The organism is Hymenobacter glacieicola, from assembly GCF_014640315.1.
Classification (GTDB): domain Bacteria; phylum Bacteroidota; class Bacteroidia; order Cytophagales; family Hymenobacteraceae; genus Hymenobacter; species Hymenobacter glacieicola.
Genome location: NZ_BMGS01000004.1, coordinates 181,753 through 203,175, shown reverse-complemented (window position 1 = coordinate 203,175; position 21,423 = coordinate 181,753). Strand labels below are relative to the sequence as shown.

Below are 21,423 nucleotides of genomic sequence, written 5' to 3'. Positions count from 1 at the left end.
ACCTCATCACCAACATGGACCTTCTTCGATTTATAACCTGCGGCAGCGTAGACGACGGCAAAAGCACCCTGATTGGGCGGCTGCTTTATGACTCCGAATCCGTGTCGCTGGACGTGCTGGCGGCCCTGGAGAAGCGCCAGGCTTCTAATGGCACCGTGGATTTGGCCTTGCTGACCGACGGCTTGCGCGCCGAGCGCGAGCAGGGCATCACCATTGATGTGGCCTACAAGTACTTTACTACCCCGCGCCGCAAGTTCATCATTACTGATGCGCCGGGCCACGTGCAGTACACCCGCAACATGGTAACCGGTGCCAGCAACGCTGACCTGGCCATTGTGCTGGTGGATGCCCGCCAGGGCGTGATTGAGCAAACCCGCCGCCACACCCTGATTGCCGCCCTGCTGGGCATCCGGAACTTCGTGCTGGCCGTGAACAAGATGGACCTAGTGGGCTACGACGAGGCCGTTTTCGCCCGGATTGCCACCGATTACGCCGAGCTGACCAACCACTTCAACCTGCCCGCGGCCACGGCTATTCCGCTCAGCGCCCTCAACGGCGACAACGTGGTGAAGCGCTCAGTGCACCTACCCTGGTACGTGGGCCCAAGTTTGCTGGAACACCTGGAAAGCGTGCCCGGCGCTACGGAAACGGCCGCGCCGGGCCGCTTTCAGGTGCAGTACGTCATCCGCCCCCAGACCGCCGAACTGCCCGACTACCGCGGCTACGCCGGCCAGATCCAGAGCGGCCAGTACCGCCGCGGCGACCGGGTGAAGGTGCTGCCCTCGGGCCTGGAATCTACCATCGAAGCCATTGAAGTAAGCCAGCAGGAAGTGGAAACGGCCGCCGCGCCCCAGGCCGTGGTGCTGCGCCTGCGCGACGACGTGGACGTGAGCCGCGGCGACTCCATCGTGCCGCTGGCCGAGGCGCCTACCCTTACTCGCGAGCTGGAAGCTACCCTGTGCTGGATGAGCGAGCAGCCCCTCTGGCCCGGCCGCAAGCTGCTGGTGCAGCATCATTCGACCCTGGTGAAGGCGGCCATTCCGGCCATTCTCTACAAGGTAAACGTGCACACCTTCGCCCGCGCCGCCGCCGACTCGGCCCAGCTCAACGACATCGTGCGGGTGCGCCTGAAAACGGCCCTACCCCTGGCCGTGGACACCTATCTGGAAAACCGCGCCAGCGGCTCCTTTATCCTTGTCGATGAGCTGACCGGCGACACCGTGGCAGCCGGCCTGGTGGAAGCCGCCAACTCCGAGTACTTCACTTTGCCCGTCGGCCCGCCGGTGGCCTTTTCTATCTAGTGCGACGGTAGTCGAACGTCAGGCTGACGCAGGAAGCATCTCACGAGCTGCTAGTAGAACGATGTAGAGACGCGACACTTCGCGTCTCCCGTCAGAACAACGCAGGTCGCGCAGTATAAACAACATCAGCATGCGGGAGACGCGAAGTGTCACGTCTCTACATCGTTCCTCTTCCCGGAGAAGCCCAGGGAGCCCAAGCAAGATACTCTGCTCCTCTGACAACTAATTCCCCTACCCCCATGCCCATAACCAAATTGCCTCGTCTTACGGTCCTCGGGGCTGGTCCCGGCGACCCGGAGCTGCTCACGCTCAAGGGGGCGCGGGTGCTGGCCGAGGCCGACGTCATTCTGTATGATGCCCTGGCCAACCACGCCCTGCTCCAGCACGCCCGCCCCGATGCCGTAACCGTGCCGGTGGGCAAGCGCCGGGGCATGCGCAGCTACGGGCAGGACGAAATCAATGCCCTGATTGTGGAGTACGCCCACCGCTACGGGCACGTGGTGCGGCTAAAAGGCGGCGACCCGTTCGTGTTTGGGCGGGGCCGGGAGGAAATGCTGTACGCCGAGGCCCACGGGCTGGCCACCGACTACGTGCCCGGCATCAGCAGTGCGGTGGCGGCGGCGGGCAGCGTGGGCATTCCGGTGACGCACCGCGGGCTGAGCGAAGGATTCCGCATCATTACGGCCACCACGGCCACCGGCGAGCTGTCGGGTAGCGTGGTGGAGGCGGCCTGCTCCCGGGCTACCACCGTGATACTCATGGGCCTGGGCGAGCTGGAAAATATCGTGGCCGTGTTCAGCCGGCACGGGCAGGCCGATACGCCGGCGGCCATCGTGCAGAACGGGACCCTACCGCACGCCCAGCTGGTAACGGGTCCGGTGGCGGCGCTACCGGCCCTGGCCGCGGCAGCGGGCATCGGCGCCCCGGCCATCATCATCATTGGCGAGGTGACGTGCCTTGCCACTACCGCCAGTTTGGCGGCCACCCTGCCGCCCGCCGCTTTTGCGGTTGCTCCCCCGGCCTCCTACGCCAAGGTAGCCTGATTGCTCCTCTGTTCAGCCTCGCGCTTTTCACCGCCAGAATTTCTCTCATGTCTTCCTCTTCCAGTACCCTACCCATTGGCTTTGATGAAGCCACGCTCCAGCAGCTGACGGCGGGGCTTTCTGACCGGCAACTGCTCTGGCTGAGCGGCTACCTCTACGGTCGGGTAGGCGCCGATACGGGTGCTGCCGCCAGCACCCTGGTTACGGCCGCCGCGCCCGCCACCGCCGCGGCGCCAGCGGCTCCCAGCCTCACCATTCTCTACGGCTCCCAGACCGGCAACAGCAAGAAAGCCGCCGGCATTGTGGCCGAAGCGGCCCGGCAGCGCGGCCTAGCGGCTACCGTGCGCGACATGAACGACTACCCCACCAAGGACCTCAAAACCGAGCAGCAACTGCTGGTGGTGGTGAGCACCCAGGGGGAAGGCGACCCGCCCATTGCCGCCGAAGAGCTGCACCAGTTTTTGCTCAGTACCCGCGCCCCCAAGCTGCCGGAGCTGCGTTTCGCCGTGCTGGCCCTGGGCGACAAAAGCTACCTGCAGTTCTGCCAGACCGGTTTCGAGTTCGACCAGCGCCTAGCCGAGCTGGGCGCCAAGCGCCTCGTGGAGCGCGTGGATTGCGACGTAGAATTTGAAGCCGAAGCCCACCGCTGGGCCGGGCAGGTGTTGGAGCTGATTGCCGAATCGGGGCCGCCGGTAGCGGCGCCGGTAGCCGCTACCTCGGCGGCGGCGCACGTAAAAGCAACTGCCCTGCCGGCCCTGGCAGGCGGCGCGGCAGTGGAGCTGGAAGAGCCAGTCGAGTACACCAGCCGCAACCCCTTCGAGGCTGAGCTGCTGGAAAAGATTCAGCTTAACGGCCGCGGCTCCACCAAGGAAACCTACCACCTGGAGTTCTCCCTGGCCGGCTCCGGCATCGAGTATGAACCCGGCGACGCCCTGATGGTGCAGCCCCACAACCGCCCCGGCCTGGTGCAGGAAGTGCTGGATGCCGCCCGCCTGGACGCTGCCGCCCCCGTGCGCCTGGAAAGCTCGGAGCTGGACCTGACCACGGTGCTAACGGAGCGACTGGAACTCTCCGTCGTGACCCGCGACGTGCTGGAGCGCTACGCCGCCCTGGCCCCACACTACCCCCAGCTGCGCGAAATCCTGACCGATAAGGCCGCGCTGCCCGCCTACCTCTACGGCCGCGACGTGGCCGATTTGCTCCAGGAGTTCCCGGTGGAGCTGTCGGGGCAGCAGCTGGCGGCGGTGCTGCGGCCCCTGCCGGCCCGGGCCTATTCCATTGCCTCTTCCCTGCTGGCTCACGCTGAGGAAGTGCACCTCACGGTGGGCGCGGTGCGCTACCAGAGCAACGGCCGCCATAAGCACGGCGCTTGCTCCAGCTTCCAGGCCGACCACCTGCTCATCGGCGACACGGCCCGGGTGTGGGTGGACCGCAACGAGTACTTCAAGCTGCCCCAGGACCCGAGCACCGATATTATTATGGTAGGCGCGGGCACAGGCGTGGCGCCGTTCCGGGCCTTCGTGGAGGAGCGGGCCGAAACTGGCGCTGCGGGCCAGAATTGGCTGGTGTTCGGCAACCCCCACTTTACCACCGACTTCCTCTACCAGACCGAGTGGCAGCAGCACCTCAAGCGCGGCACCCTCCACCGCCTCGACGTGGCTTTCTCCCGCGACCAGGAAGCGAAACTCTACATTCAGCACCGCTTGCTGGAGCAAAGCCGCCGCCTCTACGACCAGCTCGAAAACGGCGCCCATTTCTACGTCTGCGGCGACAAGAACCGCATGGCCGCCGACGTGCAGCGTGCCCTCCTAACCGTCATTGCTCAGGAAAGCGGCCAGGGCGAAGCCTACGCCGCCGACTACCTCAAGCAGCTCCGCAAATCCCGCCGCTACCTAGAGGACGTGTACTAAAGCGGAACCCTTGTAAGCTGAGGCCAGAACGATGTAGAGACGCGACACTTCGCGTCTCGGCGCCTGAACGACAACCTCAAGCTAAACACCGTCAGCAACGAGGAGACGCGAAGTGTCGCGTCTCTACAGCCGTCCAACGAGAACCGCTCCATAGCCCAGGGTTTCAACCCTGGGCTAGTGAACGAGGAGGTTAGCAGCCATCAGCACGCGAGATGCTTCGGCTGCGCCTCTGCACGACGACCAGAATCCACTCTAAATACCCTTCCTCACTACTCCGCTGATGCGCCTTCTGCCAAGACGATGTTGTTGTAGCCGGTAACTGCTGCCGCGCGGCCTGACGCGAGCAGCTGCTCCGTTTCGGCGCCTTTCGCGGCCTGTATCCCCGCGGGTTCTTTCCCGGCAAAAGGCCTGCTCCTACCTCCTCTTCTTTCCAGAACTTCATCTGATTCGTAATGAAGCACGCATACGCTTCCCTCCTGCTGCCGGCGTTTGTTCTGGCCAGTGCTACCTCGCTGCACGCCCAGGAGGCCCTGATTTCCGTGAGCGGGACCGTTCGCGAGAAAGGCACCCAGCAGCCCCTGCCCGGCGTGAGCATCAGCGTGAAGGGCGGCTCGGCCGGTACGCTCAGCGACCAGAACGGGCAGTTTGCGCTCAAGGCCAAGCTGCGCTTTCCGTTTACGCTCGTGTTCAACATTTTAGGTTACGAGGCCCGGGAACTGGAAATTGCCAGCGGCAGCCAGCCCATTGCCGTGCAGCTGGAGTCCAAGGCCGTGTCGATGAGTGAGGTGGTCGTGTCGGCCTCGCGGGTGGAGGAGAGTCGGCTGACCTCGCCGGTAGCCATCGAGAAGCTCGACATCCGGGCCATCAAGGAAACGCCGGCGCCCAGCTTCTACGACGCGCTGGAAAACGTGAAGGGCGTGCAGATGACGACCTCCTCGCTCACGTTCAAAGTGCCCAACACCCGTGGCTTCAACATCCCGAACAACTTCCGCTTTATGCAGCTCGTGGACGGGGTGGACATGCAGGCCGCTACCCTCGGGGTGCCACTGGGCAACGCCATCGGGCCCACGGAGCTGGATATTGCCAGCGTGGAAATTACGCCCGGCGCGGCCTCGGCCTTGTATGGCATGAACGCCATCAACGGCATGGCCAACCTCGCCACCAAAAGCCCGTTCAGCTACCGGGGCCTGAGCGTGTACCAGAAGGTAGGCGTCAACCACGTCGATGGCCAGGACCGGGACCCGAGCGTGCTCACCGAAACGGCCGTGCGCTGGGCCCAGGCCCTGGGCCCGACGCAGCGCTGGGCCTACAAAGTAAACCTGAGCTACCTGCGCGGCACCGACTGGCTCTCCGATACCCAAACCGACCAGAACCCGCAGCGCCTGAGCTCGGCTAACCCGCGCTTCCCGGAGCTGAGCGGGGCCAACAACCCCGCCGCCGACCTCTGGAACCGCTACGGCGACGACAACGCCGGCAACGTGAGCATCACCATTCCCTACCAGGGCCGCAACGAAACCTTTAACATCCGGCGCACGGGCTACTACGAGCGGGACCTCACCAACCCCATCGTGCGCAACATCAAGGCCGACGCCAGCCTGCACTACAAGCTCACGGATAAGCTGGAAATGAGCTACGGCTACCGGTTTGGGCTCATGGACGGCGTGTTTCAGCGCGGCAACAAGATTCAGCTCGACGGCGTGACGGTGCAAAACCACAAGCTGGAGCTGAAGGGTCAGGATTTCACGGCCCGGGCTTACCTGCTGGTGGAAAACACCGGCGACTCCTACAACCTCAACCCGCTGGCCCTAAACCTGGACCTGCAAAACGGCTCCAATGCGGCCTGGGGCGCCAAGTTCCGCACCGAGCTGCAGCGCCAGTTGGGCGCCGGCGCCCCCTTGGCCGAGGCCATGCGCCAAGCCCGCACCGCAGCCGATGCCGGCCGCGCCGTGCCCGGCACCGCCACTTTCGACGCCCTTAAAAACCAGATTACCAGCACCAACAACTGGGACAGCGGCGTGAACGTACCCGGCGCGCCCATTCCCGGCGGGGCCGCCCTCACCCAGCGCAGCCGCACCTACCACGCCGACGCCCTCTGGAACCTGGGCCCGCGGGTGAAGTTCGTGGATGTGGTAGTGGGCGCCGATGCCCGCCTCTACGAGGTCATCCCCGACGGCAACAATTTCGTGGACTTCAGCCGGCCCCTCTCGGAACGCACCCAGCCCGGCGGCAGCAACCAGTACTACCAGAAAATCGGGGGTTTCGGGCAGGCCACCAAGCTGCTGCTCCAGGACCGCCTGAAGCTCACCGCCTCCCTTCGCCTCGACTACAACCCCGAGTTTGACCCCAAGCTGAACCCGCGCCTGGCGGCCGTGTACACCGTGGCGGCCAAGCACAACTTCCGGGCTTCCTACCAGAACGGCTGGCGCTTCCCGTCCCTGTTCGAGGCCTTGTCCTTCGTCAACAACGGCAACGTGCGCCGGGTGGGCGGCCTGGCCCGCGTGAACGAGGGCCTCAACTACCTCGACAACTCCTACACGCTCACCTCCATTTCCACCTTTAACGCGGCCGTGAATGCCTACGTGGCCGCCAACACCGGCACCACAGCTTCGCAAGCGGCCCTGCGCCCCGAAATCCGCAGTCTGCTGCAAGTCGGCAACCTACCCACGGAGCAGCCCGAGCAAATCAACGCCTACGAGGTGGGCTACCGCAGCGTGCTGCTCGACAACCGGTTGTCGATTGATGCTAATGCCTACTACAACATCTACTCCGGCTTCCTGGGGCAGGTGGAAGTGAGCGTGCCCAAAAACGCCAGCGGCCAGCAGGTGCCAGTGGGCTCCGATGAGGCCGTGCTGGCCGCCCTGGCCACCAACCGCGCTGCCCGCCAGGACCGGTACCGCGTGTACACCAATGCCCGCAACAACTACCACAGCTACGGCTCTACCCTGGGCCTGACCTACAACTTCTACCAGAAGTTTACCCTGGGCGGCAACGTGAACTATAACGCCCTGTCCGACAACCAGGAAGCTGACATTTTCGTGACCGGTTTCAACACCCCGCACTGGGTCACGAACGTGACCTTCGGCAACCGTGAAATTGTGCGCAATGTGGGCTTCAACGTGGTGTGGCGCCACCAGAGCACCTTCACCTGGGAAAGCCCCCTGGCCAACGGCCGGGTGCCCGCCTACCAGACGGTAGATGCCCAAGTGAACGTGCGCCTGCCCAGCCTGAAATCAACCATCAAAGTGGGCGGGGCCAACCTCTTCAACAACCGCTACTTCCAGTACGCCGCCGGCCCTACCATCGGCGGGCTCTACTACGTGGCCCTAACCTTTGATAACACGGTGCTCCGCTAAAAATAGAATTAGAAGCTAGCTCCCCTCCTCAGCTGAGGAGGGGAGCTAGCTCTAACAACCAGCCTTCTTGTTATGAAACGGTTACTCTCCCTGGGCTTCCTACTACTCCTAAGCCAGCACGCGCTGACCCAGAAGCAGTACGTGCGCGAGCAGCAAACCTGGGTCGGCGTGTTCAACCAAACCCGCTTCTCGTCGCGCTGGGGCACCTGGACCGACCTGCAACTGCGCCTGCACGACCACTACGTGCGGGACCTTGCCCAGGGCCTGGCGCGGGTAGGCTTGACGTATTACCTCACCGATGATGTGCGCCTGACGGCCGGCTACGCCTACGTGCACCACTTTCCCGAAGGCACCCGCACCATCAGCCAGGCGGAGCACCGGCCCTGGCAGCAGGTGCAGTGGTTTACCAAGTTTCCGCGGGCCCGCCTGATGCAGTGGGTGCGGCTAGACGAGCGGTTCCGGCGCACCATTCAGGGCGGGAATGAGCGCACCGACGACTTCAACTTCAACTACCGCGCCCGCTACAACGCGGCCCTGTTTCTGCCCCTGACCAACAAGGGCTTTACGCCCGGCGGGCTGCAGTTTCTGCTCAACAACGAAGTGATGATGAATTTCGGCCGGGAGATTCGCCTTAATTACTTCGACCAGAACCGGCTGTTTGCCGGCCTGGTGTATCAACTGAACCCGCACGCCCAGCTGCACGGGGGCTACATGCACCTGTTTCAGCAGCTGCCCGCGGGTAGCACTTACCGCAATCAGCACACCATCCGGGTGTTTTACTTCCACAACTTCGACCTGCGGCCGACCCCGCCGCCGGTGCCGACTACCCCCACTTCTGCCCCGTAACCTCATGGCTGATACCCCCAAACTTTCCGAAGTAGAGCACGTCAAGCAGGCCAGCAACTACCTGCGCGGCACCCTGGCCGAAAGCCTGGTGAACCCCCTCACCGGCGCCCTCTACCCCGACGATACCCACCTGATTAAATTCCACGGCTCCTACCAGCAGACGGACCGCGACCTGGACTCGGAGCGCAAGCGCCAGAAGCTGGAGCCCCTGTACTCGCTCATGATTCGGGTGCGGGTGCCGGGTGGCATTGCGACCCCAGCCCAGTGGACGCGCATGGACGCGCTGGCCGACCACTACGGCAACGGCACGCTCAAGCTCACTACCCGCCAGGCCTTTCAGCTCCACGGCGTGCTCAAGCGCAACCTCAAGAAAACCATCCAGGGGTTCAACGAGGCCCTGCTGGACAGCATTGCCGGCTGCGGCGACGTGAACCGCAACGTGATGTGCAACCCCAACCCGCACGAGTCGGCGGTGCACGCGGCGGTGTACGAGGTGTCGAAGCAAATCAGCACCCACCTCACCCCGCGCACCTCGGCCTACTGGGAGCTGTGGCTCAACGGCGAATCCAAGTTCAGCAGCGCGCCGAATGAGGGCGAGGAAGACGCCGAGCCGATTTACGGCCGCACTTACCTGCCCCGCAAGTTCAAGATTGCCCTGGCCATTCCGCCCCACAACGACACCGACATCTTCGCCAACGACCTGGGCCTGATTGCCATTGAGGAGCGGGGCCAGCTCGTGGGCTTTAACGTGGCCGTGGGTGGCGGCATGGGCATGACCTTCGGCATGCCCGACACCTACCCCCGCCTGGCCAGCCTGATTGGGTTTGTGCCCGCCGAGAAGGTAGTGGACGTGTGCGAGAAGATAGTCACCATTCAGCGCGACTGGGGCAACCGTGAAAACCGCAAGTTCAGCCGCCTCAAGTACACCCTGGACCGGGTGGGCCTCGACGTGTTCAAGGCCGAACTGGATAAGCGCCTGGGTTTTGCCTTGGAGCCGGTGCGGGCCTACCAGTTCAAGAGTTCCGGCGACGCCTTTGGCTGGAGCCAGAGCCCCGATGGTGCCCACCACCTGACCCTGTTCGTGGAAGGCGGCCGCGTGGCCGACCGCCCCGGCAGCCAGCTCAAAACCGCCCTGCGCGAAATAGCGGCCTTCCACCGCGGCGACTTCCGCCTGACCGGCAACCAGAACCTGGTGCTGGCTAACGTCGCGCCCGAAGACCGGCTGACCATCGAAACCATTCTGGCCCAGTACGGGGTAGCCGTGGCCACCACTTCGGGGCTGCGGCGCGGGGCGCTGGCCTGCGTGGCTCTGAATACCTGCTCCCTGGCTTTTGCCGAAGCGGAACGCTACATTCCGCAACTTATTGATAGATTGGAGCCCGTACTGGCCGCGTATAACCTCACCCACGACGACATTCTGATTCGGATGACGGGCTGCCCCAACGGCTGCGCCCGGCCCTACCTCGGGGAAATCGGGTTGGTGGGCCGCGCGGTGGGGCGCTACAACCTCTACCTCGGCGCCGCTTTCAACGGGGAGCGGATGAACAAGCTCTACAAGGAAATGTTGGACGAAGACGGCATCGTGGCCGAACTCACCCCGCTCTTCGCCGACTACGCCCAAAACCGCCAGCCCCAGGAGCACTTCGGCGACTTCCTGATTCGCCAAGGCTACGTTCAAGCCACCACCAGCGGCCTGAATTTTCATGAGTAGGTATTCCTGCTCGTAAGGTAATTAACTGAACGTCATTCCGAGCGAAGGCGCAGCCGCAGCCGAGGAATCTTGCCCGTTAGTAATCAGATTAGTTTGGCGACATCAGCACGCGAGATTCCTCGGCAAGCTCGGAATGACGTTCTATTGCCATCCTGCCCCTACCTCCTCTCCAACCAACACCAACCAATGCCTCTCTCCAACGAACTTCTTCCCCAGCCGGAGCCGCCGCCGCAGCACACGAGCAACCGGCTGTTTCCCGTCTTTCTGAAGCTCGAGCAGCTGCACGTGCTACTCGTGGGCGGGGGCTACGTGGGGCACGAAAAACTCGCGGCCCTGCTCTCGAACAGTCCGGCGGCCGCCGTAACGGTAGTGGCTACCTGGTTTTCGCCGGAGCTCAGGGCCCTGGCCGCCCGCCACCCGCTGGTGCAGTTGCGGGAGCAACCCTACCACACCACCGACCTCGTCGGCCACGACCTGGTGATTGTGGCCACCAACGACAAAGCCCTGAACCTCAGCATCAAGGCCGATGCCACCCGCCAGCGCCTGCTCTGCAACGTAGCCGACACGCCCGAGGCCTGCGACTTCTACCTGGGCTCCATCGTGCAGAAAGGCGACCTGAAAATTGCCATCAGCACCAATGGCAAGTCGCCCACCATTGCCAAGCGCCTGCGCGAAATGCTCACCCAGGCGCTGCCCGACGAGCTGCACGACGTGCTCCAGCGCATGTCCATTATCCGGGACAAGGTCGGCGGCGACTTCGCCCATAAAGTGAAGTCGCTGAATGCCGTGACGGCCGAGCTGACGGGCGGCCCGGCCTACGAGTCGCCGGCGGCGGCGCGGTGGCGGCGCATTGCTACCACGGCGCTGCTGGCGTTTGCGGCCATGCTGGTATTCAACATTCTCTCCTACTACTTCACCTGGCAGCAGGTATGGGGCGCCGCTACCCACTCCGATACGTTCTGGCTGTTCGTGGTCATTGGGTTTGGCGCCCAGCTGATTGACGGCCTGTTGGGCATGGGCTACGGGGTCGTTACGGCCATTAGTTTGATGAGCCTGAATATTTCCCCGGCGGCGGTGAGTGCCAGCATTCACACGGCCGAAATGTTTGCCAGCGGGGCTTCGGGCTACCACCACTACCGCTTCGGCAACGTGAACAAGCGCCTGTTCAAGGTGCTCCTGATTCCGGGCGTGTTGGGCGCTATTACCGGCGCCTACCTGCTCTCGAAATTCGGGGAAACCTATGCGGTTTACGTCAAGCCGTTGCTGGCGGTGTACCTGCTGCTGCTGGGCGTGCGCATCATTTCCAAGGCCTTTTCCCAGCCCGGCCCGCGCCAGAAGCACAAGAAGCTAGGGTTGCTGGCCGCGGCCGGGGGCTTTCTGGACTCGTTTGGCGGGGGCGGCTGGGGCCCCCTGGTCACCAGCACGCTCATTGCCGGGGGCCGCACCCCGCAGTACGTCATCGGCTCGGTCAGCGTCACGGAGTTTTTCGTCACGTTTGCCAGCGCCGTTACGTTTTTTGCTACCCTGGGCATTTCGCACTGGCAGATAATTCTGGGCCTGATTGTGGGCGGGGTGGCGGCCTCGCCCCTGGCCGCCCGCCTGGCCGGCCGCATTCCGGTGCGCTGGATGTTCGTGGGCGTAGGCCTCATGGTAATCGTGTGGAGCCTCTGGGCCCTGCGCAAGGTGTTTATGTGATATTCAAAAGGTATGCGCCCAAATAAAAAGCCCCACCGGTTGACCGGTGGGGCTTTTTGTTGCACCTGAAAGTTAGCTTTACGCGACTTGACGTTGAGCTTCCTGGCCTAGATTGCTGTGCTTGCGGCCGTAGCCGTAGTAGATAGCCAACCCAATAGCCAGCCACACGGCCAGGCGCAGCCAGGTTTCCCAGGGCAGGGACACCATCATCACCAGGCAGGTCAGGATACCGAGGATGGGCACCAGCGGCACCAGCGGCGTACGGAATCCGCGGGGAGCGTTGGGCTCTTTTTTGCGCATGATGAGCACCCCGATGCACACCATCACGAAGGCCAGCAGGGTGCCAATGCTCGTCATTTCGCCTACCACCGAAATCGGAACGAAGCCGGCGAACAGGGCAATGAACACGCCCAGCAGCAGGTTGGATTGCAGCGGCGTCTGGAAGCGGCTATGGATGCGGGCAAACACGGGGGGTAGCAACCCGTCCTTGGCCATGGAGAAAAACACCCGGCTCTGGCCCAGCAAATCCACCAGAATAACGGAGGTGTAGCCGATGATAATGGCCAGAATCACGGCCGAGGAAAGCCAGGCATAAGGCGTTTTCTCGATGGCAATGGCTACGGGGGCGGCGCTGTTCTTGAACTCGGTGTAGTTGGCCAGACCCGTCATTACGTGGCCGAAGAGCACGAATAGCACGGTGCAAATCAGCAGGGAGCCGATGATGCCGATGGGCATGTTCTTCTGCGGGTTCTTGGTTTCCTGGGCCATGGTAGCTACAATATCAAAGCCGATGAACACGAAGAACACTACTCCGGCCCCGCGCAGAATTCCGCTCCAGCCAAACTCCCCGAACACGCCCGTATTCGCGGGGATGTAGGGTTGGTAGTTGGCCGGGTCGATGTACTGCCAGCCCAGGGCAATGAACACCAGCACCACGGTTACCTTCAGGGTCACTACCAACGCATTAAACCACGCCGAGCCCGAAGTACCCCGGATAATGATGAGGGTAATAGCCAACACCACCAGCATGGCCGGGATATTTACCAGCCCGTGCACGGCCGTGCCATCGGCGAGCGTAGCCGTTTCAAACGGCGACAACACCAGTTGCGGGGGCAGGTTGATGCCGTATTTGCTCAGGAACTTAAGCAGGTACTGCGACCAGCTAATGGCCACCGTGGCGGCCCCCACCGAGTATTCCAGCACTAAGTCCCAGCCGATAATCCAGGCAAACAGCTCGCCCATGGTGGCGTAGGCGTAGGTGTAGGCCGAGCCGGCTACCGGCACCATGGAGGCAAACTCGGCGTAGCACAGGGCCGAAAAGGCGCACCCCACGGCGGCCACCACAAACGAGAGCGTCACGGCCGGCCCGGCGTTGTTGGCGGCGGCAATGCCGGTCAGCGAAAACAGGCCCGCGCCAATAATTACCCCGATGCCAATGGCAATGAGGCTGAAGCCCCCCAGGGTTCGTTTGAGGGTGTGGGCGCCGGTTTCGGCGGCTTCCTGCCGTAGCAGTTCCAATGATTTTTTAAGCATAAAAAGCATGCGCCAACGCTACCGTTGGCTGGTGAGTAAAAAGCCCGGCGCCCTTGCTACCTCAGCTATACGCGACTATCATAGCACAGCATAAGCCATTGCCAATCAACTGTTTACCACCTACCTGGACGCACCAGATAGGTAGCCAGCGGCAAGCGGCGCCGAAAAAGAGAAACGAAAGAGTACCCTGCTGCCACGGTGTTGAGGGCTACGCCGTGGTTATCAAAGCAGTCCGTTCAGGTTCAGCAACAACAGCCCTTGCTACAACAGGCCTGCGAGTGGGCAGACGCCCGGCAGCGGGCAGCAGAAACGAGGAAACGGGTACGACGGCAGGGGCAAAAGTCCACGGCTTGTTGTTTTTATATGGTCAGGAATTGGCACCGTTCCAGCAGTTGCGGATGGTTGCCGACGCGTCAGTGAGCCTGTCTCTCAGCGCCTCTGTATAAAAACAATCCTTTGGGCTAGAAAGAATTGATGGCGCAAAGGTAGAACCGGAATTCTGCCTCTGCAAACGCCCCATTACCTGCTACCTGTTGCCCGCCGAGTAACCTGAGTTTGCCCGCTGCAGACTAGCAGCGCAGCCCGAAAACTCAATTGTATACGATCTGTCTATCAAGCAAATACCACAACGATTGATTTGCTGCACTGAAGTTTAACCTGAAAATTTAAATTTTTCCAGCCCCTGCTACCCTCGGGTTTTGGTCAAAGTTGGCACCTGAGTTGCCTATTGACCTGCCAGAAGCCTAAAGCCTGTTCCGGACCACGGCCTGCTTCTTTCGCTGAATTTAACCTATCCAACATAGCCATGAAAAAGCTCCTCGTTCTCTTCGCCGCTTGCTCCTTTTCCGTTGCCGCCGCCTCGGCCCAAACTACGCCCGTGAAAGCGGCCCACGGCCAGCACCAAAAGGGCGCCAAAGCCAACAAAACGCCCGAGCAACGCGCCGAGCAAAAAGCCAAGAGCCTGAGCCAGAAGCTCGGTCTCTCGGCGGCCCAAACCGAGCAGGTGCGCCAGCTTCACCTGGCGCGTTTCCAGGAAATGCAGGCCCAGCGCACCCAAACGGCCTCGGCTGCCGATAAGCAGCAGCGCCACCAAGCCATGAAAGCCAGCAAGGACCGGTACGAAGCTCAGCTCAAGCAGATTTTGAGCGCCGAGCAATACACCAAATACGCACAGCTCCAGGCGCAAAAGCAAGCCAAGCACAAAGGCCAGCACGAGCACCGCAAAGCCAAAAGCTAAGCTCATTACTTCTCAAAAAAAGCCCCGTTTCCCTGGAGAAACGGGGCTTTTTGTTGCCATTCTATCTGAGCGCATTTCCTGCAGGCCACGAGAAGTCAGCACTTGTTTTCCTGTTTAGGTTGCAGGAACGAGGGGTGCAGGCGCAGCACCGTTGGCGGCGTGTAGCCACCGCAGGCGGTAGCAGTTCATGGCCGTATCGCCGAGCTGCTCCAGCAGGCGGTAGTTAGCCACTGCTCCCACCGCGGCCCCAATCACGGGCACCAACTGGGCCATCTTGGCCAGGTCGATGTAGTCGCGGTATTCCTGCTGGAAGGTGCGCCAGTCGAACTTTTGCACGTCGGGGGGCAGGGTGTAGCGGTAGGTGTCCCAGTGAGCTACGCGCTGGTACACCTGGTTGCGGGTGTGCTGGCTACTGAAGGCCAGTTGAAAGATGTGGAGCAAAAACAGCCGCTCGGTGTAGTCGCGCACGTCGTGGCCGTAGAGACTGGCCACATCAAAGAGAAACTTCAGCTTCAGGCCCAGCAGCAAGGGAAAATCGGCCAGCCCCAGCAGAAACCCGCCGGCTCCGGTCACGGCACCCTCAGCCGCGGCCGTATTACGGTAGTAGCGCAGGGTGTTGCGCACAGCTGCTTCGCGCTCGGCCAGTGTGGCTGCAGCCTCTGGGCGGCGGGTAGTATGCGTGGAGCCAAACAGCACCCCGCGCACCATCTGCTTGATGGCTGCCGTAATGGCCGCGTGTACTTTCTCCGGCAACAAAGCATTGAGCCGGGCCTGGGCCCGCCGCGTCAGGCGCCCCCACAGCGTAGGCTTTTGCTGCATGCGGCGCTGCCAGATGCGCAGCTCCGTAAACGCCGGTTCTTCTAGTAGGGCCATATGAAGTGATACTGCCGCCGCTCGCACAGGGTTGACCGGGGAACTACAGCTTTCCTTTCAGATACAGAATCTCCCGGTTCATGAAGATGGTATCGGGGCCGGGGTAACGCTCATTGTAGTCCAGCTCGACTCGATATATCCACTCGTGGGGCTTTATCTCGCCTGGTTTTACATTTGGCGCGGTCGGGGTAAAGCGCACAATACCCGTGTCGCCAAGCATCACGGCCGTGTCGTAGGTAGGGCTTGCCAAGGAGGGGCGGTACGTAATGTGGATAGTCCGCGGCTTGCTTTCCGCCGGGCCAATAGCGGCAAGTACCCGCGGATCTACATACACGCGGGTAGAAAATTCCTGGCCGGTAAGGATAGTGTCGCGGCCGCGGGAGCTAACGGCGCTGGCCGTAGGCGGGGGCGGCGGGGTGGCCTGCACGGCCCGTTTCTCAGAATCGGCGGAGCAGGCAGCCAGTAGCAAAGCGCAACCCAGCGCCGGAAATAAGTTGTTCATAAGTGCTTAATCAGACGTCGGGGGCTGGCGCAAGCTGTAGATGCGCTCAATTATTTCTACCACTTTCAGGCCTTCCAGTGCATTGGTAGTGGCGCAACTGCGGTTTTGGATGGTATCAACTACATTTTCGATTACCTGCACGTGGTTGGCCGCACTGCCCTGGTAGGCGCCGTAGTTGTTGGCCGGATTGGTGGGCGGTAGGGCCGGCAGGTGGTAGTCGCGCAGGTGGCAGTACTCTACCTTATCAAGATACTGGCCGCCGAGGCGGAGGCTGCCGTGCTCGGCCACTACCGTCAGGGAGCTTTCCAGGTTCCGGTCCCAGACGGCGGTGCTGTACTGCAGCGTGCCACTACCCCCGCGCACCAAGTCAAACGTTACCAGGCCGCTGTCCTCAAACTCCGTGAGGTTCTGGTGGTTGAAGTCGCGGAAGCGGGCCGAGATATTCGTAATGTCGCCGAACACCCAGTAGAGTAAATCCACAAAATGGCTGAACTGGGTGAAAAGCGTGCCGCCATCCTGAGCCTGAGTGCCCCGCCAGCCGCCGGGGCGGTAGTAGCGGGCGTCGCGGTTCCAGAAGCAGTTGAGCTGCACCAGATATATCTGCCCCAAGGTGCCCGCCTCATAGATCTGCTTAAGCCAGGCGGCCGGCGGCGAATAACGGTTCTGCATCACCCCAAATACCAGCCGGTTCATCTGCCAAGCGGCGTGCACAATGGCCTGCGCATCGGTTTTGCGCAGGGCCATGGGCTTTTCAATAACTACGTGCAGCCCCGCCTGCAACCCCGCTATAGCCTGGGGCGCATGCTGGTAATTTGGTGTAGCTATAGTGAGTACATCAGCTTCGGGCCCGGCAGTAAGGTACTCACTCAGAGCAGAATACAGCGGCACACCCGGAAACTCCGTGGCCAGCGCCTGGGTAAGCGTTGGATCTGTATCGACTAGCGCCACGAGGGTAGCGCCCGGATGGCGCACCACCAACGCGGCATGTCGGCGGCCAATATGGCCCACGCCACAAATAACGAAACGAACGGCAGCACCAGAATCAGCCAAAGCCAGGAAAGTAAATGCGGCGGGAACAGCGCCGCCGCAAGCTCCGAAAAAACCGCGGCTTCATTGATACAAAAAAGCCCGTAGCGCCTACTGCGGCACTACGGGCTTGCTGAGCTTTCCGTACGGTAAGCTGTTACGCTGACTTTACAACAGCCGTTTTAGCTCGTTGAAGTTATTGTTGCTCACGTTTTTGCCGGTGCAGCCCAGCTGCTGGGCGCTGCGCTGAATGCTCTGGATGCGGGAGCCCGGGTTAGGGTGGGTGCTCAGAAACTCGGGAGTGCCCGCCGCGCCTTGCTTTTCGGCCTTGATGAAGAAGCCGGCCGCCCCGTCGCAGGAGTAGTAGCGGGTACCGTTGAGGTAGATGGTGGAGTACTTATCGGCCTCGGTTTCAAAGCTGCGGCTGAATTTAAGCTGCCCCAAACCGGCCGCAATCTGCACAAGCTGATTGGAGGAGCGGTTGCCCAGAATCAGGCCCAGCAACAAGCTGGTACCGTACTGCTGCTGAAGCTGCTGGGTGCTGTGGCGACGGTCGGCGTGGGCAATTTCGTGGCCCAGCACCCCGGCCAACTGGTTTTCATTGTCCAGGAATTTGATCAGCCCAGAAAACACGTAGATGTGGCCGCCGGGCGTGGCAAAGGCGTTTTGCGTCTGGCCGTCCTTGATGATTTGCACGTCCCAGGGGAACTGGGTGCGGTACTTCAGGTTGCCGTTGTCCAGCACGCGCTTCACTACCCCATCGAGCAGCTGATAGGCGCGCGGGTTGCGGGAGCGTTCCAGCAGCTGCCCCTTGGCGCGGTACAGCGAGTCGGTTTGTTTGGCCACCTGGGCCCCCAGGGCAATATCCTGGTTGATGGAAAACAGATTGATGCCCTGTTCAGGCTTGTGAATGGCCGCGGTAGTTAGGCCCGCAACCACGGCCAGGGGAAGAAAAAACTTCAGAAATGAATGGCGCATAGTACAAAGAGGGGAAATTATGACGGAGGTAGTACGAGAAAAAGAAAAAACAGTGCCAGCAAACTGCCGGCCTTGTTCCCGCTGCTGCCTGTCTGATTTAAATACGCAAGACGCCGCAGCCAGCCTACGCTTCCGCCCAGCTACGCACTACCTCTGCCACGTAGGCTACCTGCTCGGGTCGTAGCGTAGGGTGAATAGGCAAGGATAATACTGTGCGGCACAAACGCTCGGCCACCGGAAACTGCCCGGTTTGGCAGCCCAAGTACTGGTAGGCCGGCTGGGCGTGCACCGGCAGCGGGTAGTACACAGCGCTGGGCACGCCGTGAGCCGCCAAGTAGTGCTGGAGGGCGTCGCGGCGGCCGGGCTCGTCGGCCACGGTTAGCGTGTACTGATGAAATACGTGCGTACTCCGCGGGTCGCGTGCGGGCACCTCTAGGCCGGGTACCGCCGCCAGCGTTGCGTCATACTGGGCGGCTATCTGCTGGCGGGCGGCAGTCCACTCCTTGAGGTAGCGCAATTTTACCCGCAGCAGGGCAGCCTGCACCGTATCGAGGCGGGAGTTCAAGCCAATGTGCTCATGGTGGTACTTGCGGCGCTGGCCGTGGTTGGCGAGCTGGCGCAGGGCAGCAGCCCGCCCAGCACTCCGGGTAAGTAGGGCCCCGCCGTCGCCGAAGCCCCCCAGGTTTTTGCTGGGAAAAAACGAGGTGGTGCCGACCTCCCCCACCGTACCGGCCCACCAGGTTTCGCCGCTGCGGGCCGTAAACTGCGCACCAATGGCCTGGGCATTGTCCTCAAGTAAAGCCACTCCGTGCTGATCGGCCAGGTAACGCAGCGCTTCCAAATCGGCGCACTGCCCGAACAGGTGTACCGCTACCACGGCCCCGGTGCGGGAAGTTATGGCGGCGGCGGTAGCAGTGGGGTCAAGATTAAAAGTTCCGGGCAGCACATCCACCGGCACGGGCCGCAGCCCAAGAACGGCTGCGGCCTCCAGGGTAGCCACGTAGGTAAACGCCGGCACAATGACCTCGGCTCCCGGCGGCAGCCGCAGGCTCATCAGGGCTAGTTGCAGGGCGTCGGTACCATTGGCACAGGGTACTACGTGAGCACCACCGAGGTAGTCGCCCAGCTCCTGCGCAAACTTGCCCACGGCGGGTCCCTGAATAAAGGCCGCTTCCGCCAGGGTGTGCGCTACGGCGGCATCCAGCTCGGCCCGGAGGGGAGCGTGCTGGGCGGCCAGGTCTAGCATGTGGATTGGTAGGCGCGGATCAGGGGGTAGCGGCACGAAAAGAATACTAGAAAGCGAAGAAAAAGCAGGCTTCAAAGATAGAACGGCAACTCAAACCCCGGGGCTAGAGTGGTGCGTAACCAGGAAAGTAGCTGTTGCGTTAAGCAACCCACGGGCTACATCGTAGCCTTCCTATATTCTCCCTCTCTCCCAACCTACTCTTACGCCATGTTCAGGAAAACCCTCACCGTCAATGCCCTTTCTGCCCTGCTCGTGCTGGGCGGCGGTGGCGCCCTCGTCACGAGTTGCAGCCAAAACCAGCAAAACGAAGCTTCGGCTGATGCTGACCAGGCGTACAACGACTTCAAAACCTTTGTCTCGGAAACGGAAACGAAGACCGAGGCCGTAGCTTCCGAAGCCGAAGCCGATTACGAGCAGGAAACGGCTCAGCTTAAGTCGGACTTCGACGCCAAAGTAGCGGCCGTAGACAAGTACGCGGACCGCTACGACGATGCCCGCCGCCAGGAAATTGAGCAGCTGCGCACGCGCTACACCACGGCCTACGACAAGCGCGAAATGGCCTGGAAAAACCGTCCCGGCGTAACCAGCGCCATGTCGGGCTCGGGTAGCACTACTGCCGGGGGCAGCACGAAAATGGGCCAGTACTACAAGCCCACGAACCCAGCCGCCCAGCTCACGGCCGCCAATGCCCGCCAGACCTACGAGGCCTTTGTGCGCGACATTAAGGTAAACGAGAATAAGTACGACATCGACGATTGGCGCAATATCAATGCCGAGTGGCGGGCCCTCGACGAAGCCTACGACAAGGTAAAAAAGGATATTCCGGCCCGCGACTTGGCCGAGATTCAGAAGGAAAAGCTGAAATACGCCGCCTTTAAGTCTTACGATAAGGCCGAAGCTCGCGTGGCCCAGGGCGCCGACGCTACGGAGCGTGGGGCAGAAAACGCAGCCGCAGAAACCCAGGACGAGCGCGCGGCCGTGGGCCGCGCCGCCAGCAACACGGCTGATGACGTAAAAGAAGCCGGCAAAGATGTCGGCCAGGGTGCCGCTAAAGTGGGCAAGAAAGTCGGTGGCGCAGTAAAAGGCGCCTACAAAGAAGTAAAGTCGGAGGTCAAAAACACCGATAACGACTAGGCTTCCTCTTTTTTGAGTGCCAGCGCCGATTCTTCCACGGAAGGGTCGGCGCTTTTTTGTGCAGCCTGGGTGCTTACCGGCAGCGGAGGCGCACTGGTACTTAGTTCACTTAGCAGCCAGTAGAGCTTTAGTGCATCCAGCTGCCGCAGGCTGGGGCGGCCGGAAAGTAGATTGCGGCGCACTTGCTCCCGGCGCAGGCCAAACGCGGCCCGCACGGCGTTGCTTAGCCCCCAGCGCTGCAGGCGCAACGCCGCCCGTAGCAGCCGGGTGTCGGCACCTAGCCCCTCGGTTCGGTAGAGTTGCACCAAGTTGCGTACGGCATCGTGGCTTTTCTGCAGAAAAACTGGAGCGGGCTCCAAACCATTGTGTAGCACGGGGTTATCCAAGTGCACTACTCTAACGCCGGTATGGCGCAGTAGCCAGCCAAATTTTGTGTCCTCGTGCCCATAGCGAGTCAGGCCCTCATCCAGGCCCAAACGGCGAAATATGTCGGCCCGGATCAGCAGGTTGTTGAGAGTAAGCTGCCCATGGGGCGCCCGCTGGCGCACGGCAGCCGGCCGAGCCTCGCGGCGGCACCCATACAGCCAACGGAGCCGCAGGGCTTCTTCTTTGGGAGGCTGGGCCTCATAAGTTGTTCCCCCTGAAAGCACTCGGGCCCGGGTGCGAGCCGCTGCGTAACGGGCCAGAAAGTGGGCGTCGGGCAGCAGACTATCGTTGTCGAGGAGCAGAAGCCACTCCTGGCGTGCGGCAGCGGCCAACTGGTTCCGAATGGCCGCGCGGCCCACGTTGTACTCCAGTTCCCGGTATTCTACCCCGGGTACAGAAGCCAGCTCCCGGTTTTTCAGTCGATAGACAGAAGCAGAGCCATCATCAAGGCAGTGAATTTCAACCGGGCCGCGCCAGTTTGGAGCCTGCGCCAGTAGGGCACGCACCAGTGGCCGCACATCGTGGTTGAACACCGGAATAAGCACGGATAGGCCCGTCATGCTGCTGCGAAAAAAGGAGGAAGCAAAATGCCGTAGGCAGCGTAATATC

Annotated in this window: 16 protein-coding genes and 1 riboswitch; of the genes, 9 read left to right on the top strand and 7 right to left on the bottom strand. The window is 62.0% G+C overall.

What is annotated here, in order from left to right; genetic code table 11:
- Positions 1-14: 14 nt before the first annotated feature.
- From IEW18_RS08845 to IEW18_RS21950, 7 genes are all read left to right on the top strand, one after another.
- Positions 15-1,301 (top strand): sulfate adenylyltransferase subunit 1, encoded by a 1,287-nt coding sequence (locus tag IEW18_RS08845; protein ID WP_188557479.1) that lies wholly within the window; start codon positions 15-17, stop codon positions 1,299-1,301.
- Between the two features lie 239 nt (positions 1,302-1,540).
- On the top strand, positions 1,541-2,344 hold the full coding sequence (cobA, locus tag IEW18_RS08840; RefSeq protein ID WP_188557478.1) for a uroporphyrinogen-III C-methyltransferase: 804 nt from the start codon (positions 1,541-1,543) through the stop codon (positions 2,342-2,344).
- A gap of 47 nt (positions 2,345-2,391) precedes the next feature.
- The gene (locus tag IEW18_RS08835; RefSeq protein WP_188557477.1) at positions 2,392-4,254 is read left to right on the top strand and encodes an assimilatory sulfite reductase (NADPH) flavoprotein subunit; all 1,863 of its coding nucleotides are present in this window, start codon (positions 2,392-2,394) and stop codon (positions 4,252-4,254) included.
- 452 nt (positions 4,255-4,706) lie between these two features.
- Positions 4,707-7,607 carry a TonB-dependent receptor gene (locus tag IEW18_RS08830; protein ID WP_188557476.1) on the top strand — a complete coding sequence of 967 codons (2,901 nt, stop codon included), beginning with the start codon at positions 4,707-4,709 and terminating at the stop codon, positions 7,605-7,607.
- A 72-nt stretch (positions 7,608-7,679) separates the two neighbouring features.
- The gene (locus IEW18_RS08825) at positions 7,680-8,453 is read left to right on the top strand and encodes a DUF2490 domain-containing protein (RefSeq protein WP_188557475.1); all 774 of its coding nucleotides are present in this window, start codon (positions 7,680-7,682) and stop codon (positions 8,451-8,453) included.
- Positions 8,454-8,457: 4 nt separating this feature from the next.
- Complete coding sequence (locus IEW18_RS08820; RefSeq protein ID WP_188557474.1) at positions 8,458-10,164, top strand: NADPH-dependent assimilatory sulfite reductase hemoprotein subunit; 1,707 nt, start codon at positions 8,458-8,460, stop codon at positions 10,162-10,164.
- Positions 10,165-10,350: 186 nt separating this feature from the next.
- Positions 10,351-11,859 (top strand): TSUP family transporter, encoded by a 1,509-nt coding sequence (locus IEW18_RS21950; protein WP_188557473.1) that lies wholly within the window; start codon positions 10,351-10,353, stop codon positions 11,857-11,859.
- A 78-nt stretch (positions 11,860-11,937) separates the two neighbouring features.
- Here IEW18_RS21950 and IEW18_RS08810 read toward each other — a convergent pair whose 3' ends face one another.
- Positions 11,938-13,392, bottom strand: a complete 1,455-nt coding sequence (locus tag IEW18_RS08810) for an amino acid permease (protein ID WP_188557472.1) — start codon at positions 13,390-13,392, stop codon at positions 11,938-11,940.
- Between the two features lie 356 nt (positions 13,393-13,748).
- Positions 13,749-13,841: riboswitch (SAM riboswitch) on the bottom strand.
- A 356-nt stretch (positions 13,842-14,197) separates the two neighbouring features.
- Here IEW18_RS08810 and IEW18_RS08805 point away from each other — a divergent pair.
- Positions 14,198-14,629 (top strand): DUF4890 domain-containing protein, encoded by a 432-nt coding sequence (locus IEW18_RS08805; RefSeq protein ID WP_188557471.1) that lies wholly within the window; start codon positions 14,198-14,200, stop codon positions 14,627-14,629.
- Between the two features lie 114 nt (positions 14,630-14,743).
- Here the strand turns inward: IEW18_RS08805 and IEW18_RS08800 are convergent, their stop codons facing one another.
- The 5 genes from IEW18_RS08800 to IEW18_RS08780 all read right to left on the bottom strand — a co-directional run bounded on the left by IEW18_RS08800 (position 14,744) and on the right by IEW18_RS08780 (position 19,254).
- On the bottom strand, positions 14,744-15,502 hold the full coding sequence (locus IEW18_RS08800; protein WP_188557470.1) for an EcsC family protein: 759 nt from the start codon (positions 15,500-15,502) through the stop codon (positions 14,744-14,746).
- 43 nt (positions 15,503-15,545) lie between these two features.
- On the bottom strand, positions 15,546-16,004 hold the full coding sequence (locus IEW18_RS08795; RefSeq protein WP_188557469.1) for a hypothetical protein: 459 nt from the start codon (positions 16,002-16,004) through the stop codon (positions 15,546-15,548).
- Positions 16,005-16,010: 6 nt separating this feature from the next.
- A complete protein-coding gene (locus tag IEW18_RS08790; protein WP_188557468.1) occupies positions 16,011-17,054 on the bottom strand; it encodes a Gfo/Idh/MocA family protein in 1,044 nt (347 codons plus the stop codon).
- A gap of 144 nt (positions 17,055-17,198) precedes the next feature.
- A complete protein-coding gene (locus tag IEW18_RS08785) occupies positions 17,199-18,008 on the bottom strand; it encodes a M48 family metalloprotease (protein ID WP_188557467.1) in 810 nt (269 codons plus the stop codon).
- Positions 18,009-18,132: 124 nt separating this feature from the next.
- Positions 18,133-19,254, bottom strand: coding sequence for a DegT/DnrJ/EryC1/StrS family aminotransferase (locus IEW18_RS08780; protein ID WP_188557466.1), 1,122 nt, complete (start codon positions 19,252-19,254; stop codon positions 18,133-18,135).
- 207 nt (positions 19,255-19,461) lie between these two features.
- On the opposite strand from IEW18_RS08780, the gene IEW18_RS08775 reads away from it, so the two are divergent.
- Positions 19,462-20,388, top strand: a complete 927-nt coding sequence (locus tag IEW18_RS08775; RefSeq protein ID WP_188557465.1) for a DUF6565 domain-containing protein — start codon at positions 19,462-19,464, stop codon at positions 20,386-20,388.
- On the opposite strand, the gene IEW18_RS08770 is transcribed toward IEW18_RS08775, so the two are convergent.
- Entirely contained in the window at positions 20,385-21,374 is a 990-nt protein-coding gene (locus IEW18_RS08770; protein WP_188557464.1) for a glycosyltransferase family 2 protein, read from the bottom strand. The two genes, IEW18_RS08775 and IEW18_RS08770, sit on opposite strands and share 4 nt — an antisense overlap.
- Positions 21,375-21,423 lie beyond the last annotated feature (49 nt).

Excerpts from the sequence above, each read along its gene's own strand:
- IEW18_RS08825 (WP_188557475.1), top strand. The coding sequence starts at position 7,680 with ATGAAACGGTTACTCTCCCTGGGCTTCCTACTACTCCTAAGCCAGCAC.
- IEW18_RS08775 (WP_188557465.1), top strand. The coding sequence starts at position 19,462 with ATGTTCAGGAAAACCCTCACCGTCAATGCCCTTTCTGCCCTGCTCGTG.
- IEW18_RS08780 (WP_188557466.1), bottom strand. The coding sequence starts at position 19,254 with ATGCTAGACCTGGCCGCCCAGCACGCTCCCCTCCGGGCCGAGCTGGAT.
- IEW18_RS08770 (WP_188557464.1), bottom strand. The coding sequence starts at position 21,374 with ATGACGGGCCTATCCGTGCTTATTCCGGTGTTCAACCACGATGTGCGG.
- IEW18_RS21950 (WP_188557473.1), top strand. The coding sequence starts at position 10,351 with ATGCCTCTCTCCAACGAACTTCTTCCCCAGCCGGAGCCGCCGCCGCAG.
- IEW18_RS08800 (WP_188557470.1), bottom strand. The coding sequence starts at position 15,502 with ATGGCCCTACTAGAAGAACCGGCGTTTACGGAGCTGCGCATCTGGCAG.
- IEW18_RS08810 (WP_188557472.1), bottom strand. The coding sequence starts at position 13,392 with ATGCTTAAAAAATCATTGGAACTGCTACGGCAGGAAGCCGCCGAAACC.
- IEW18_RS08835 (WP_188557477.1), top strand. The coding sequence starts at position 2,392 with ATGTCTTCCTCTTCCAGTACCCTACCCATTGGCTTTGATGAAGCCACG.
- IEW18_RS08785 (WP_188557467.1), bottom strand. The coding sequence starts at position 18,008 with ATGCGCCATTCATTTCTGAAGTTTTTTCTTCCCCTGGCCGTGGTTGCG.
- IEW18_RS08805 (WP_188557471.1), top strand. The coding sequence starts at position 14,198 with ATGAAAAAGCTCCTCGTTCTCTTCGCCGCTTGCTCCTTTTCCGTTGCC.
- IEW18_RS08845 (WP_188557479.1), top strand. The coding sequence starts at position 15 with ATGGACCTTCTTCGATTTATAACCTGCGGCAGCGTAGACGACGGCAAA.
- cobA (WP_188557478.1), top strand. The coding sequence starts at position 1,541 with ATGCCCATAACCAAATTGCCTCGTCTTACGGTCCTCGGGGCTGGTCCC.
- IEW18_RS08820 (WP_188557474.1), top strand. The coding sequence starts at position 8,458 with ATGGCTGATACCCCCAAACTTTCCGAAGTAGAGCACGTCAAGCAGGCC.
- IEW18_RS08830 (WP_188557476.1), top strand. The coding sequence starts at position 4,707 with ATGAAGCACGCATACGCTTCCCTCCTGCTGCCGGCGTTTGTTCTGGCC.
- IEW18_RS08795 (WP_188557469.1), bottom strand. The coding sequence starts at position 16,004 with ATGAACAACTTATTTCCGGCGCTGGGTTGCGCTTTGCTACTGGCTGCC.